Genomic DNA, 14,129 nt, shown 5'->3' on the forward strand with positions numbered 1-14,129 from the left:
CCGCAGATGACCCAGGACGTCATCGCCCTCACCCCCCAGATGCCGGACGCCAAGGCGCTGCTGGCCGCCCTGCATGCCGGCGGGCCCGACCTGCGGGTCAATCGCGCGGCAGGCGGGGCCGTCGCACAGCTCTGTGCCGACGACGGGCAACTGCTGGTGTCCGTCGAGGCTCCGCGCTACCTCCAGGTGCCGGGAGAGACTGCGCGGCTGCTGGGTGCCGGTCTTCCCGTCCGGGAGCCCGTCTGGTGGACGGAAGTGCGGGCGTCCTCCGGTGTCGAGGCCGCCCGGCGGCTGGCCGGTTCCGTCGCGGGCCGGCTCGCCGTCCTGCTCGGCGGCACCACCTGGCCACGGGAGGCCGGTCACACCGACGTCGTCGCCGTGCCCCGCGGACAGGGTGACACGGCGGGCGCCCCCGGCCGCCTCGGCGTGCTCGCCGATCTCGACGCGTCCACGGACACGGCCCTCGTCGCCCTCCACGACCGCCCGGTCCTGGCCGTCACCACCTGGCTGACGGAGGCGATCCGCGCCGCGGGCAGGAGCGGACGGGAGCTGTGCCTCGTCACGTCCCGGAACACACGCCTGACCCTGCCCGCCCGCACGCTGCTGGAGCGCGGCCCCGCCCGCTGGGTCGTACTGGACCCCGAGCACGGCTACTACGACGGTCTCTCCGGAGCCGTACTCCACTGGCACGAAGGGCGGTTAGCTCCCGCCGCCCCCGCCGCAGACGACCGCCCACGCATCGCCGAGGCCTTCCGCCCCTCGGCCGGGCCGAGCGGCGAACGACAGTTGTTGCTCTCCCTGCGCACCGTGCACCCGGCCCGCGAACACCTCGTCCTCGGCGGTGCGTTGGAGGAGACCTGGCAGCTCCTCACCGGCGCGCCGCCGGCCGGCTGGGCCACCGCCGAGCCCGTCAACGCCCCCTGGTCACCACGGCAACTCACCGATCTGGCACGCACCCGCGCCCGCCGGTCCCAGCCGACCTGGTCGGTCGTCGTCGGCACCCCCGACCGCCCGGCGATCGCCACGCTCCACATCGCTCACACCCGCGCGGGCGTCGAGGAACACATCACCCTCGCCCTCGGCCACACCGCCGACGAGGACCCGCCCCTCGACCGGCTGCCCGAACTGGCCGAGGCCCTGGCGACGCACCACAACCTCGCCACGATGATCACCGAACTCCGGCCGGCCCGCGCCGACCTGACCACCCCGGCCCACTACGAACCACCCTCGATCCCCGTCTCCCTCACCCTCGGCCCGGACGCGACGGCCGACCTCGGCCTCGGGCACGCCCACAAAGCCTCGCCCGACACCACCCCCGCCCACCTCGGCCCGACCACCCGCCCCGCCCTGCACTACACCCTCGGCGACGGCACCGATCCCACCGCCTGGCAGCGCCTCAGACGGATCGACCAGCACTTCGAGAGCCGCGACGGCGTCAGCGCCCCTGCCTCGCCGTAGTTGCGTCGTCCGGCTTGTCGAGCAGGCACTCGAACCACACCGTCTTGCCGCGTCCGTCGGGGCGCGGCGCGACGCCCCACCGGTCGGTGACGGCCGCCACCAGCAGCAGCCCGCGGCCGCCCTCGGCCAGCACGTCCGGCGCCGCCGGGACGACGGGCAGCGGCGGGTACGGATCGGCGACCTCCACCCGTACCCCGCCGGGCAGCAGCAGAAAGCACATCCGGCAGCGGCGCCCCGGCACGTGCCGTACGACGTTGGCGACCAGCTCGGTGAGAGCCAGTTCGGCGGCGTCGGCCACGTCGGACAGGCCCGCGCCGGTGAGGTAGAGACGCAGGATGCGCCGCAGATGCCGCGCGGAGTGCTCGCCCACGGCGAACTCGGCGCGGTAGTCGCTGTCAGGAGTTACGTGATTCACACCACAAGGGTGCGACGTTCCGCATACGCTCGACTACGCAACGAAACGAACCCTGCGGGGCGTTGCGCCCCGCCGCTCCCGCGCGAGGTGCCTCCGTGGCCAACATCCAGACCCTGGACCCCACCGCCTCCCCGCTCGACTACTACGGCTGGGAACTGCGCCGCCAGCGCGAGGCGCACGGCCTCAAGCAGGGCCAGCTCGGCGAGATCATCTTCTGCACGGGCTCGTTGATCGGCCAGATCGAGACGACGAAGAAGGTCCCCACGCGCGACTTCTCCGAACGCGTCGACGCCGCCCTCGGCACGGACGGCCTGTTCTCACGCCTCATCGGTCTGGTCCTACGGAGCCAACTCCCCACGTGGTTCCAGCCGTACGCGGAGATGGAGGCGAGGGCTACATATATCTCCACGTATCAGGCCCAGTTGGTGTACGGGCTCCTGCAGACGGAGGAGTACGCGCGGGCGGTTCTCGGTGTGGAGAACCACAAGCAGGTGGACGAGATGGTGGCGGCTCGGATGGAACGCCAGCGCGTGCTCGAACGCGATCAGCCGCCCGCGCTCTGGGTCGTCCTGAGCGAGGCCGCCCTGCTGCTGGAAATCGGCGGGCGTGACGTCATGCGTCGGCAACTCGCGCACCTGTTGCGCTTCCAGGACGACCCCTGGGTGGACATCCAGGTCCTCCCGTTCGCAACAGGCCAACACACGGGCATGATGGGTACGTTCAACCTGTTGAGGTTCGACGACAATCCCGACCTGTTCTACATGGACGGCTACGACCAGGGTCACATGACCGCCGATCCGGGCGTGATCAAGGAGCGCTCGGTCGGTTACGCTCGGCTGCAAGCCTCAGCCCTCTCCCCCGAGGACTCGGCGAGACTGATCACCCGCGTGATGGAGGAACGCTATGCAGCTCCGGACAGCACCGAGCAAGATCGAATGGCGTAAGTCCAGCTACAGCGGAAGCAACGGCGGCGACTGCGTCGAGTGCACCGTCACCGGCGGCGCCGCCTGGCGCACGTCCTCGTACAGCGGGAGCAACGGCGGCGAATGCGTCGAGGTCGCCGACGGTTGCCCCACCGGCGCCGTGCCCGTGCGGGACAGTAAGAACCCCGCCGGCCCCGTCGTCACCGTCGGCGCCGGCGCCTGGCGGGCGTTCGTGGATGGGCTGCGGTAGCCGGGGCGAGCGATGGCCTCACGGCCACCGCCAGGAGCGCGGCCGTGAGGCAACCCGCGCTCAGAGCCGCCCACACCACGTCGTACGCGCCGAAACACGTCGCGGGCGGCAGCCCCGAGGTACGCCGAGGCGCCGGCTCCCAGCTGGTGGGCGCAGTTGGTCCAGCCGAAGACGAGAGGGCCGTCGTCGCCGTAGGCGCGCCGGCAGAGGGCGATGACCGGAGGCACGGTCGCCACGTCGACGAGGCCATAGAGGACCGCGAAGGCGATCAGGGAAGGCCGCACGGACGCCGGGAGGACGAGGGGAAGCGCGAGCAGCGTGAGCGCCCGAATGGTGAAGTAGACGGTCAGCAGACGGCGCGGGTCGAAGCGGTCGGTGAGCCAGCCGGAGACGGCGGCACCCAGGGACGAGAAGACGCCGATCAGTGACAGCACGGACGCGGCGGTGGTCGCGTGCATGCCGTGGTCGTGGGCGGCGGGCACCCAGTTGCTCCACATGATGCCGTTGGTGGAGGCGCCGCAGAGCACGAAGATGCCTGCCAGCAGCCAGAAGGTGCCGGTGCGGCAGGCGTCGAGGAGGACGGTGACCGTGCGGCGCACGGCTCCCCGGGCGGGGACCGGCTTCGCGATGAACTCCCGTCCCCCGTGCGGCAGTACGCCGGCGTCCGCCGGATGGTCGCGCAGGCACAGGGCGACCAGTACAGACACGGTCAGGGCGGCGAGCGCCATCGTCACCACCGGCGGACGCCAGTCGTAGCGGTCGACCGCCGAGGCGAGCAGTGGCAGGAAGAGCAGTTGGCCGAGGTGGCTGGAGGCGCTGAGCACGCCGGTGACCAGGCCGCGCCGCCGCTCGAACCAGCGGGCGGTGACGAGCGCGGCGAAGGTCATCGTCAGACAGCCGCTGCCGAGGCCGATCAGGACGCCCCAGTACAGGACGAGTTGCCAGGGCGAGGTCATCGCGCGGGTGAGCAGGGCGCCGCCGGCGATGAGCAGCAGGGCACCCGCCGCCACGCGACGGATTCCCGCGCGCTCCATCAGGGCGGTGGCGAAGGGCGCGGTGAGGCCGAAGAGGACCATGTTGACGGAGGCGGCCAGGGCGATGCGGCCGCGGTCCCAGCCGTACTCCTGGTGCAACGGGGTGATCAGCAGTCCGGGGACGGTGGTGAAGGCTCCGGCGGTGACGATGGCCGCCCCGGCGACGACGGCGACGGTCACCGCCCGGCGTGTTCCGGGCCGTGGGCGGGGCGGGACGGCGGTGCCGGGCGGAGGGGAAGTGGTCCGGGTGCGCTGAGCCATGGTTCCACCGTGGTGCCGCGGCGGATGCCCGACGAGTGGCCACATGGACGGCATGCGCAAGGATATGGCCATGGGGACCGCGAGAGTTTTCACCCGTCCGACGCGTCATCATGTGGCCGTCCTCGCCCGCCGGATGACGCTGCCGATCGAGCTGGGGATCGTCCATCAACTCTTCGGGCAGGCCCGGGAGGGCGCCTGTCCGGAGGGTGAGCCGCTGTACGAGGTCGTCACGTGCGCGCTGCGGCCGGGGAAGGTGCGCACGGACGGGGACTTCACCGTCGACGTCGCGCACGGCCCGGAGGCGTTGGCGCAGGCCGACACCGTGATCGTGATGTCGTCGTACGACGACTACGAACAGCGGGACCCCCGGCTCGCGGAGCCGCTGGCCGGGGCGTTCGCCCGTATCCGTCCCGGCACCCGGGTGGCGTCGATCTGCACGGGTGCCTTCGTGCTGGCCGCCGCGGGTCTGCTGGACGGGCGGGTCGCCACCACGCACTGGCGGTACACTGACCGGTTCGCCAGGCTCTTCCCCCGGGTGACGGTGGATCCGGACGTGCTGTACACCGACGGCGGCGACGTCCTGACGTCCGCGGGGTGTGCGTCGGGCATCGATCTGTGCCTGCACATGATCCGGCGCGACTTCGGCATGGCGGTCGCCAACGACGTCGCACGGCGCACCGTCGTCCCGCCGCACCGGGAGGGCGGCCAGGCGCAGTACATCCGCCACCCGCTGCCGGAGCCGTCGTCGCCCTCCACCTCGGCCGCCCGCGGGTGGGCCCTGGAACGGCTGGGCGAACCTCTCACGCTGGGACAGCTCGCGGCACGCGAGGCCATGAGCGTGCGCAACTTCACCCGGCGCTTCCACGACGAGGTCGGCACCACGCCGATGACCTGGCTGACGCAGCAGCGGATCGAGCGCGCCCGGGAGCTGCTGGAGGAGTCGGAGCTGCCGGTGGAACAGGTCGCCGAACAGGTCGGCCTCGGCACGGCCGCCAACCTGCGTCGGCACTTCCACCAAACCCTGGGCACCTCTCCCAGCGTCTACCGCACCGCGTTCCGAGGGCCGGGCACGGAGGTGTGAGGCGGGCCGGCGCCGTCGGCTCCCCTCGTCGTCCCCCCACATCCTCCCGACAGAGATAGTATCGGTCGCGATACTATCTCTGTTGTTACTATCCTGGCTCAAGGTACGCGGAGTCCCGTCATGCAGCGTTTCATCGGTCGCAGGCATCAGCTCCGCGTGCTGAGCGAGACACTCGCCTCCGTGGGGGGCGCCGTCGGAAGCGCCCGGCCCGGGGAGTGCATCCTGCTGCGCGGGCGGCGGCGGGTGGGCAAGTCCAGCCTGGTCGAGGAGTTCATCCGGCGGAGCGGAGTGCCCAGTCTGTTCTTCACGGCGGCCGGCGGCTCCGCCGAGGACGAGCTGACGGAGCTGCTCGACTCCGTCTCCCACTCCACCCTGCCCGGACGCGCGCTCTTCGCGGAGGAGGCGCCACAGCAATGGAACGCCGCCTTCCGGCTGCTGGCGGAGGCCCTGCCCGACGACCGCCCCAGCGTGGTGGTCATCGACGAGGTGCCGTACCTCATGGACCGGGTCGACGCGTTCGAGGGCATGCTGCAGCGCGCCTGGGACCGGCTCCTCAGCCGCAAGCCGGTGCTCCTGCTGCTGATCGGTTCGGACCTGTCGATGATGGAGGCCCTCAACGACTACGACCGACCCTTCCACCAGCGTGGCCGGGAGATGGTCCTGGGGCCCCTGAACCCCGCGGACCTCGCCGAGATGCTTGGCCTGGAGCCGGCCGAGGCCTTCGACGCCGCCCTGGTCACCGGTGGACTGCCGTTGATCTGCCGTGACTGGCCCCACGGCGGATCGCTGTGGGACTTCCTGGAAGCCTCCCTGGCCAATCCGATCTCCGCGCTGCTTGTCTCCGCCGAGCGCTCGCTGGGGGCCGAGTTCCCGCCGCAGGCGATGAGCCGGGAGGTCCTCAAGGCCATCGGTGCCGGGGAGCGCACCTTCACCAACATCGCCCGGGCCGCCGGCGGCGTCTCCCACACCACGCTCACCCGGGCGACGGAGGTGCTGACCGGCAAACGTGTGGTCGCCGCCGAACTGCCCCTGTCGACACGCCCCTCCAAGGAACGGCGGTACCGGGTCGCCGACTCCTATCTGCGCTTCTGGCTCGCCTTCCTCGAACCGCACATGGCGGAGGTCGAGCGCATGCGCGGCGATCTGACCCTGGGCCGCGTCCGGGAGCAGTGGACCGCGTGGCGCGGCCGGGCCGTCGAACCCCTCGTCCGCGAGGGCCTCGCCCGGCTCCTGCCCGACCAGGGACTGCCCGCGGCCCCGGCGGTGGGCGCGTACTGGACACGCAGCAACGACGTCGAGATCGACCTCGTCGGAGCCGACCGCGAACCGGTCGCCAAGCGGCTGCTCTTCGTGGGGTCCGTCAAGTGGCTGGAGAAGTCACCGTTCGACAGTCACGACCTCGCGGCCCTGCACAAACACCGGGCTGCCCTGACGGACGAGCCCGTCCCCCTCGTCGTCGTCTCCCGCAGCGGTGTCACCTGCGACGGCCCACAGGCGGTCTACGGCCCCGCGGAACTGCTCGGTGCGTGGCAGCGCCGCTGAGCAGTTCCGCGTGCGGCGGCGCCGGTCGGGCAGGCGTGCGATCGGTCCTCATCGGGACGAGGACGGAGTCGTCGGCGGCTCGGCTCACCGTCGCCGGGGGTCGGCCGGTGACCGGCCCGCCGCCGCCCCGGCCGTCGGTACCGGTGCGGTCGGGTCCGTCGAGGCGGTCGAGGCGGTGTCCGTCCCGGCGGGTGTCGTGGAGGCCGGTTCCGGGCTCACCGGTGTCCGGTGGCCCCGTTCCAGCATGCCCAGGGCCACCCCCACGATGATGACGACGCCGCCCAGCGCCTGGACCGGGTGGATCGATTCGCCGTTGATGACCACCGCGCCGGCAACGCCGAAGACCGGGACCAGGTTGAGGATGTTCACCGCGACGCTCGACGCCATCCTGCGCAGACCGTAGTTGTAGAGCAGGAAGCCGCCGACCGAGCAGGCCACGGCCAGGTAGACGATGAGCGACGAGGCGGTCGCGTCCGGGACCCGCCAGTCGCCGGCCTCCAGCAGGGAGGCGAGGAGGAAGCCCGCCGCGCCGGCCAGGGTCTGGTAGTACGTGACGCTCATGGCGTTCTGGCCGGCGCTCGCGCGCTTGCCGAGGATGTTGTAGCCGGCCCAGGCCAGCCCGCCGAGCAGCAACAGGACGTCGCCGATCCACCGCGAACTGCCGCCGGTCTCGGCGCCGCTGCGCACCACGAGGACCGCGCCGACCGTGGCGAGCAGCACGCCCGCCACCCGTGTCCACGGCATCCGGTCGCGCAGGGTGAGCAGTTCCAGCAGCATCGTCATCAGCGGGTAGGTGGCGACGATCAGCGACGCGTCGGACGCTGTCGACATGTCGACGCCGATGTTCTCCAGGATGAAGTAGACGGTGATGCCGAGGAAGCCGCTCAGATAGAGCTGCCGCCGCTGCCGGGCGTCCGGCCGGGCCGGGCGGTGCCGGTTCAGCCGTATCACCAGGCCCAGGAGTAACGCGGCCATGGTGAACCGCAGCGCGCCGATGCTCAGCGGGCCGACGTCGTCCAGGACCCGTTTGGTCACCGCGTACGAACTGCTCCAGAACAGCGCGGCCGCCACCACCGCGACCACCGCCCACACGCCTGCCCCTCGCTCACGCATCCGCACGCCGCTTTCTCCCCTGCCGCCGCACACGTCCCGCCGTCCAGCAGGCGCGCCCGAACGAACATCAGCCAATACTCGAAAAGGCTAACAACGTCATCGCAAGGAACGACTACCATCCGAATTATCTTCGGCAATCGGCAGGGTGAGGCACGCATGGACGAACTAGATTCGGCGCTGGTGCGCATGCTCCAGGAGGACGGTCGGCGCACCAACCGGGACATGGCCCAGGCCCTCGGCATCGCCCCGTCCACCTGTCTGGAGCGGATCAGGTCGCTGCGCGAGCGCGGCATCCTGACGGGGTTCCACGCGGAGGCCGACCTCGCGGCGATCGGCCGGGGGCTGCAGGCCGTGATCGCCGTGCGGGTCCGGCCGCCGACGCGTGCGGTGATCGAGGCCTTCCAGGCGTTCCTGGAACGGATGCCCGAGGTGATCTCGCTCTTCGTCCTCACCGGCAACGACGACTTCCTCGTGCACGTCGCCGTGCGCGACACCGATCATCTGCATGCGGTGGTCCTGGACAAGCTGACGAAGCGTCCGGAACTGGCCGACGTACGGACCTCGGTGGTCTACGGGCACATGCGCAAGAAGGTCGTCGGGCCGGCGTGAGGCACCCCGGAGTCCGGCCGGAACCTCACCGGGCCGGCGGCACCGTCTCCTTCGCCGCCGTGAGCAGCAGGTCGTTCGCCTCGGGGCTGCCCACGGTCACCCGCAGCCCGTCGCCCGGGAAGGCCCGTACCAGCAGTCCGCGCCGCTCCCACTCCCCCGCCACCCGCTCCGCGTCCGAACCGGCCGGCAGCCACAGGAAGTTGGTCTCGCTGGGCAGCACCTCCCAGCCGAGTCCGAGGAGCCCCGCCCGCGTCCGCTCCCGCTCCGCGACGACCCGCTCCACCCGCTCCAGGAGCTCCGCCTCCACCTCCAGCGCGGTCAGCGCCGCCTCCTCGGCGACGCGGCCCACCCCGCACGGCACGGCGCACTTGCGCAGCGCCTCGGCGATCGGGGCCTGGGCGACGGCGTACCCGACCCGCATCCCGGCCAGCCCGTAGGCCTTGGAGAAGGTGCGCAGCGTCACGAGGTTGGGGCGGTCGTGGTGCAGTGCGACGCCGTCGGGGGCGTCCGGCGACCGGTAGAACTCGAAGTAGGCCTCGTCGAGGACGACCAGGACGTCGCCGGGCACGCGGTCCAGGAACCGCTCCAGCGCGGCGGCGCCGACTGCCGTGCCGGTGGGGTTGTTGGGTTCGCAGAGGAGGACGGCCCGGGTCCGGGGGCCGACGGCGGCGGCCATGGCGTCCAGGTCGTGCACGCCGTCGGCGAGCGGCACCTCCACCGGGACGGCCCCCGCCATCCGCGTCACGATCGGATAGGCCTCGAACGACGGCCAGGCGTAGACGACTTCGTCCCCCGGCTCCAGCACGGCCTGGCCGATCTGCTGGTAGATGCCGACCGAGCCGGGGCCGGTGACGAGGTGTGCGGGCGGCACGTCCAGCCGCCGGGCGAGGGCGTGCGTCAGCCGCTCGGGGTGGATGGTCGGGTAGTGGTGGGCCTCGGCCGCCGCCCGGGCGATGGTCTCCCGGACGGAGGGCAGCGGCGGGTACGGGTTCTCGTTGAGGAACAGCCGGTGGGCGGGGCCCTCGGCGGGCGGGGCGGGCGGCTTGGGCACGTAGGCCGGGATTCCGGCGAGCACCGCGCGGGGCGTGGGGGCCGGGGTGCCGGGGGCGGTGGGGTGCGGTGTGGTCGTCGTCATGGCGGTTCGGTGTCCTCTCGGGTCGCGTCAGTCCTGGTTCCAGGCGAGGCCGAGCCCCTGGGCGGCGGCCGCCTCGGCGATCGCGAAGCCGGACATGATGTCCTGCACCCCGAGCCCGAGCGACTTGTAGACGGTGATCTCCCGCCCGTCGCGGCGGCCCGGGTGGCGGCCGAGGAGCACCTCGCCGAGCTCGGCCAGGATGTGCTCGGGTCCGACCAGCCCGGCCTCCAGCGGCGCCTTCAGATCGCCCGACTCGGCCAGCGCCGACTCGCGGCTGTCCACGAAGAACGCCGCCCGCGCCACCGCCTCGGCCGACAGCTCGCGGTGGTCGGCGAAGGAGGCACCGGCGGCGTTGACATGCGCGCCGGGGGCGAGGTCGCCGGCCTCGACGACGGGCTCCCTGGCGGCGGTCGTGGTGCACACGAGGTCGGCACCGGCCAGGGCGGCGGCCGGGTCGGCCATGACCTCGACGTCGACGCCGAGCTCCTTCCGGGCCCACGCGCGGTAGTCCTCGGCGTGTGCCCGGGTGCGGCTCCAGACCCGTACCCGGCGCAGCGCGCGGACCACGGTCATGGCCTCCAGATGGCTGCGGGCCTGCACCCCGGAGCCGAGGACCGCCAGGTCCCCGGCGTCGGGCCGGGCCAGCGCGTCGGTCGCCACCGCGGAGACCGCAGCCGTCCGTACGGCCGTCACGGCGCCCGCGTCCATCAGGGCGAGGGGGGCGCCGGTCTCCGGATCGAAGACCATGACGACGCCGATGTGCAGGTCGAGGCCGCGCGCCGGGTTCTCGGGCCGCAGCACCATGGCCTTGAGCCCGTACCCGTTGAGGTCCTCCCCGGCCACGAAGCCCGGCATGGTGCCGAGCAGCCCGGTGTCGCGCTCCGGGCGCAGGATGGTGCGCAGCGGCTGGTCGACCAGGCCGGAGCTGTAGCGGCGCATGGCCTCGGCCATGACCTCGATGGCGCGCTCCATGGGGTAGACCCGGCGCACCGTGGCGCGGTCGATCAAGAGCATGAGGTGGGTCGTTCCTTCCTCGGCGGGCAGGAGGGGGTGCCCGGGGCGGGGGCGGCGTGCGGTGCGTGGCGGCCGGTCCGCATGCCGCCCCCGGCCCGGGCGGGGTCAGGCCGTCGGGGCGGCCGGGGTGAAGACCGACCAGAGCATGCGGATCGGCCGGGTGCGGGAGATGAACTCCAGTTCGTGCAGCTTGGCCGCGGGCCGCGTGGTCAGGGCCAGGTCCGTCTCCCGGCGGCGGGCCCGGTCGGCGGCGGCGCTGGTGGAGGTCGCGTAGTGGAGCTCCTCCACCGTGTATCCCTCGGGCAGCAGTTCGCCGACGAGGGCGGCGGGCGCCGGGTGGGTGGCCACGCTCGGCCGCTTCGGGACGGTGTGCCCGGGGGCGACGGCGAGGCCGTAGTGCGGGGTGTCGAAGAGGAACGCGCCGGCGAAGCGGAGCCCGGGGTCCATGTAGAAGCTGTGCACGCCCGCGTAGGCGTTGGCGACCACGAGATGGGTCACGGCACCCTCGCGCAGGGCCTCGCCCGCCTGCTCGTAGGTGTCGTACAGACGGATGTCGGGTGCGGTGTCCCCGCCCCGGGCCCACAGGTATAACGCGGCCTGCTCGCTGCTCGTGCCGGTGGGTCCGAGCGTGCCGACGGATTCGATGGACGGGCCGTTGGTGAGTGCGGTGTCTATCCAGCCAGGTGCCTCGGTGGTCATGCGATCCTCCCTGGGTGCGGTGCCGCTGTTGCCGGCCGGGGTCTCCGGTCAGGCGGTGACGGGGTGGAGCCAGTGGCCGTAGCGCGGTTCCGCGCCGCGTACCACGTTCCGGTAGGCGCCCATGAGGGCGGTGGTGAGCGGGCCGGGCACGCCGTCGGCGACGGGGCGGCCGGCGAGTTCGGTGACCGGGACGATCTCGCTGCCGGTGCCGGTGAGGAACACCTCGTCGGCGCCAGCGAGTTCGTCCCGGCCCAGGTCGCGGAAGTCGGTCGGGGTGTCCAGCAGGTCCGCCGCGAGCGTCACCGCGGTGTCGCGGGTGATGCCCTCCAGCAGATCGGCGGTGACCGGCGGCGTCACCAGCCGCCCGCCGACGACGGCGAACACATTGGAGGTGCTGGCCTCGGCCACCTGCCCCCGGCTGTTGAGCAGGATCGCGTCGTCGCACCCGGCCGCGCGGGCCTCGTCCACGGCGAGCGCGTTGTTGACGTACCCGCCGGTGACCTTGGCGCGCACCGGCAGCGCGTCGGAGGAGGGCCGGCGCCAGGAGCTGATGGTGCAGCGGATGCCGGCCGGGTCGGTGTACGAGCCCATCCGGAAGGCGTTCACGGAGAGCGCGTCGGAGACGCCGGTGAGGCCGACACCCGGCTTCTGCCCGGGCAGCAGGGCCCGCTTGTAGGCCAGCGGCCGGATGTACGTGTCCTCGTGCGTGCCGATCCGCCGCAGCAACTCGGCGGTGAGCGCGCACAGTTCCTCGACGGTGCGCCCCGGGTCGATGCGCAGGGTGCGGCAGCTGCGGAGCAGGCGGCGGTAGTGGTCGTGGGCGCGGAAGACCGCGAGGCCGCCGTCGTCCTGCGCGTAGGCCCGGATGCCCTCGAAGACTCCGGTGCCGTACTGGAGGGCCTGGGTGGTGACGGGCAGCAGGGCCTGCGCCAGGGGTACGAACTCGCCGTCGTGATAGGCGACCTGGGCGATCGCGGGGGTGCCGGACGCCGGCGGCCGCTGCGCCGGGGCGCCGCCCTGGGTGACGGTCACTGGGCCCTCCCGCCGGCCACCGCGAGCGCGGCCGCCTGCTCCTCGTCGGGGGCGGCGAGCCTGCGGTCCTCCACCCGGGCGGCCTTCCAGCTCACCATGGCGCCGGTGGTGGTGACGCTGCCGAGCGGCCCGTACGCGAAGTGCAGGGGCACCCCGAGCCGGTCGTCGACGGCGCGGACGATCTCGCCCTCGTCGAGGCGGACGCCGGTGCGGTCCTCGGGCAGTTCCAGCCGCAGCGTCAGCTCGTCCCGGCCGTCGACGGCGTCGATGACGACCTGGTAGTCCAGGTAGCCGCGCGGATGGGTGAGGACCAGCTCCTCCAGGTCGTAGCCGCTGATGTCCCGGCCGCCGATGCGCAGGGTGTCGCGGGTGCGGCCGAGCACTTCGAGGGTGGGCGCGGGCAACGAGCGGCCCGCGGCGGGCGGGGCGAGCCGGACCAGGTCGCCCGTGCGGTAGCGCACGAGGGGCTTGCTGCCCTGGTAGAGGGAGGTGACGACGAGCTCGCCGGTGCGCACTCCGTCGGCGCCCGGGTCGACGGCGTGCCCGGTGTCCGGGTCGATCACCTCGTACAGGTTGAGCAGCGGGGCCGTGTAGAGGGCTCCGTCGGTGCCGGCCGCGCCCATCACCGAAGCCTCCTGCGAGGCGTACAGGGCGTTGTGGACGCGGGCGCCCCAGACCTCGCCGATGTTCTCCAGCAGGCTGGGCGAGGCGAGTTCGCCGGTGCACATGATGACGTCGAGGCGGAAGTCGCGCTTCGGGTCGAGGCCGGCGGCGCGGGCCTTCTTGGCGAGGGTGAGCGCCATGCCGGGGGTGCTGAACAGGCCGGTGGCGGGCAGTACGCGCAGGGTCTCCAGGGCGCGGTCGAAGCCGACCATCGGGGAGTGCGGCCACATCTTGGCCACGGCGTGGCCGAGGTTGCGGCACACCTCGCCGAAGGTGTCGCCGAAGGCGTGCAGTTCGGTCGGTCCCGAGACCGCGATGATCTGCTCGTCGCCGTACTCCCGGAAGATCGTGTCGTAGTACACGGTCAGCGCGGTGTTGTTGTGCAGGGAGTCGGTGTTGTCACGCGGGCAGGGGGTGCTGCGGCCGGTGGTGCCGGTGGTCTCGTAGAAGATCCACGCCTTGTGCATCGGCAGCGACAGGACGTCGGCGAACTCCTGCCGGAGGTGGTCCTTGGTGGTGAACGGCACGGTGGCGAGCTGTTCGGGCGCGAGCGAGGTGATCGAGGCCGGGTCCACGCCGGCCAGGTGGCGGCCGTAGAAGACGGAGTGCTTCTTGACGTAGTCCAGCGTGGTGCGGAACGCGTCGAGCTGGTGGGCCGCCAGCTCCTCCCCGGTCCACCGGCCGGCCGCGTAGGAGCGGTGGCGGTCGCGTATCTCGCGGGCGGTGCGGTCGAGTTCCTCGTCGAAGACTGTGAACATGCCTTCCTCCGGTGGTCGTTCGCGTGCGGGAGTGCGGTGGTCCTTGGGGGTTCGGGGGCGCGGTGGCGGCCGCTTTCGGGCAGGGGGTACCGGCCGGCCGGGGGCGCGGGCGGGGCCGGCCCCGGCCGGGCGGGTCGGGTGC

13 protein-coding genes and 1 pseudogene are annotated in these 14,129 nt (G+C 72.6%); 6 read left to right on the top strand and 8 right to left on the bottom strand.

What is annotated here, in order from left to right:
• The first annotated feature begins 6 nt into the window (after positions 1–6).
• Positions 7–1,458, top strand: coding sequence for a DUF6177 family protein (locus OIE12_RS10040; RefSeq protein WP_329133897.1), 1,452 nt, complete (start codon positions 7–9; stop codon positions 1,456–1,458).
• Here the strand turns inward: OIE12_RS10040 and OIE12_RS10045 are convergent.
• Positions 1,436–1,873: an ATP-binding protein gene (locus tag OIE12_RS10045; RefSeq protein ID WP_329133899.1), complete on the bottom strand. Its 438-nt coding sequence runs from the start codon at positions 1,871–1,873 to the stop codon at positions 1,436–1,438. The two genes, OIE12_RS10040 and OIE12_RS10045, sit on opposite strands and share 23 nt — an antisense overlap.
• Before the next feature lie 95 nt (positions 1,874–1,968).
• Here OIE12_RS10045 and OIE12_RS10050 point away from each other — a divergent pair, with 95 nt between their 5' ends.
• Together OIE12_RS10050 and OIE12_RS10055 are read left to right on the top strand one after the other, a co-directional pair.
• Complete coding sequence (locus OIE12_RS10050; protein ID WP_329133901.1) at positions 1,969–2,817, top strand: helix-turn-helix domain-containing protein; 849 nt, start codon at positions 1,969–1,971, stop codon at positions 2,815–2,817.
• Positions 2,777–3,046: a DUF397 domain-containing protein gene (locus OIE12_RS10055; RefSeq protein WP_329133903.1), complete on the top strand. Its 270-nt coding sequence runs from the start codon at positions 2,777–2,779 to the stop codon at positions 3,044–3,046. The genes OIE12_RS10050 and OIE12_RS10055 overlap by 41 nt, the downstream gene beginning before the upstream one ends.
• Here the strand turns inward: OIE12_RS10055 and OIE12_RS10060 are convergent.
• Positions 2,997–4,341 (bottom strand): annotated as a pseudogene (locus OIE12_RS10060) (MFS transporter). The gene OIE12_RS10055 and the pseudogene OIE12_RS10060 sit on opposite strands and share 50 nt — an antisense overlap.
• Positions 4,342–4,411: 70 nt before the next feature.
• Between OIE12_RS10060 and OIE12_RS10065 the strand changes: the two are divergent.
• Together OIE12_RS10065 and OIE12_RS10070 are read left to right on the top strand one after the other, a co-directional pair.
• Positions 4,412–5,422, top strand: coding sequence for a GlxA family transcriptional regulator (locus OIE12_RS10065; protein WP_443053791.1), 1,011 nt, complete (start codon positions 4,412–4,414; stop codon positions 5,420–5,422).
• 120 nt (positions 5,423–5,542) lie between these two features.
• A complete protein-coding gene (locus tag OIE12_RS10070) occupies positions 5,543–6,964 on the top strand; it encodes an ATP-binding protein (protein ID WP_329133907.1) in 1,422 nt (473 codons plus the stop codon).
• A gap of 84 nt (positions 6,965–7,048) precedes the next feature.
• On the opposite strand, the gene OIE12_RS10075 is transcribed toward OIE12_RS10070, so the two are convergent.
• Entirely contained in the window at positions 7,049–8,077 is a 1,029-nt protein-coding gene (locus OIE12_RS10075; protein WP_329133909.1) for a DMT family transporter, read from the bottom strand.
• Between the two features lie 156 nt (positions 8,078–8,233).
• Here OIE12_RS10075 and OIE12_RS10080 point away from each other — a divergent pair, with 156 nt between their 5' ends.
• Positions 8,234–8,686 carry an Lrp/AsnC family transcriptional regulator gene (locus OIE12_RS10080; protein ID WP_030382902.1) on the top strand — a complete coding sequence of 151 codons (453 nt, stop codon included), beginning with the start codon at positions 8,234–8,236 and terminating at the stop codon, positions 8,684–8,686.
• A 25-nt stretch (positions 8,687–8,711) separates the two neighbouring features.
• On the opposite strand, the gene OIE12_RS10085 is transcribed toward OIE12_RS10080, so the two are convergent.
• The 5 genes from OIE12_RS10085 to OIE12_RS10105 form a co-directional block, all read right to left on the bottom strand.
• The gene (locus OIE12_RS10085) at positions 8,712–9,821 is read right to left on the bottom strand and encodes a histidinol-phosphate transaminase (RefSeq protein WP_329133911.1); all 1,110 of its coding nucleotides are present in this window, start codon (positions 9,819–9,821) and stop codon (positions 8,712–8,714) included.
• A gap of 27 nt (positions 9,822–9,848) precedes the next feature.
• A complete protein-coding gene (locus OIE12_RS10090; RefSeq protein WP_329133913.1) occupies positions 9,849–10,835 on the bottom strand; it encodes an ornithine cyclodeaminase family protein in 987 nt (328 codons plus the stop codon).
• A 105-nt stretch (positions 10,836–10,940) separates the two neighbouring features.
• The gene (locus OIE12_RS10095; protein ID WP_329133915.1) at positions 10,941–11,534 is read right to left on the bottom strand and encodes a prephenate dehydratase domain-containing protein; all 594 of its coding nucleotides are present in this window, start codon (positions 11,532–11,534) and stop codon (positions 10,941–10,943) included.
• Between the two features lie 48 nt (positions 11,535–11,582).
• A complete protein-coding gene (locus OIE12_RS10100; RefSeq protein WP_329133917.1) occupies positions 11,583–12,566 on the bottom strand; it encodes a branched-chain amino acid transaminase in 984 nt (327 codons plus the stop codon).
• A complete protein-coding gene (locus tag OIE12_RS10105; RefSeq protein WP_329133918.1) occupies positions 12,563–13,987 on the bottom strand; it encodes a phenylacetate--CoA ligase family protein in 1,425 nt (474 codons plus the stop codon). The genes OIE12_RS10100 and OIE12_RS10105 overlap by 4 nt, the downstream gene beginning before the upstream one ends.
• Positions 13,988–14,129 lie beyond the last annotated feature (142 nt).

The organism is Streptomyces sp. NBC_00670 (assembly GCF_036226765.1).
Classification (GTDB): domain Bacteria; phylum Actinomycetota; class Actinomycetes; order Streptomycetales; family Streptomycetaceae; genus Streptomyces.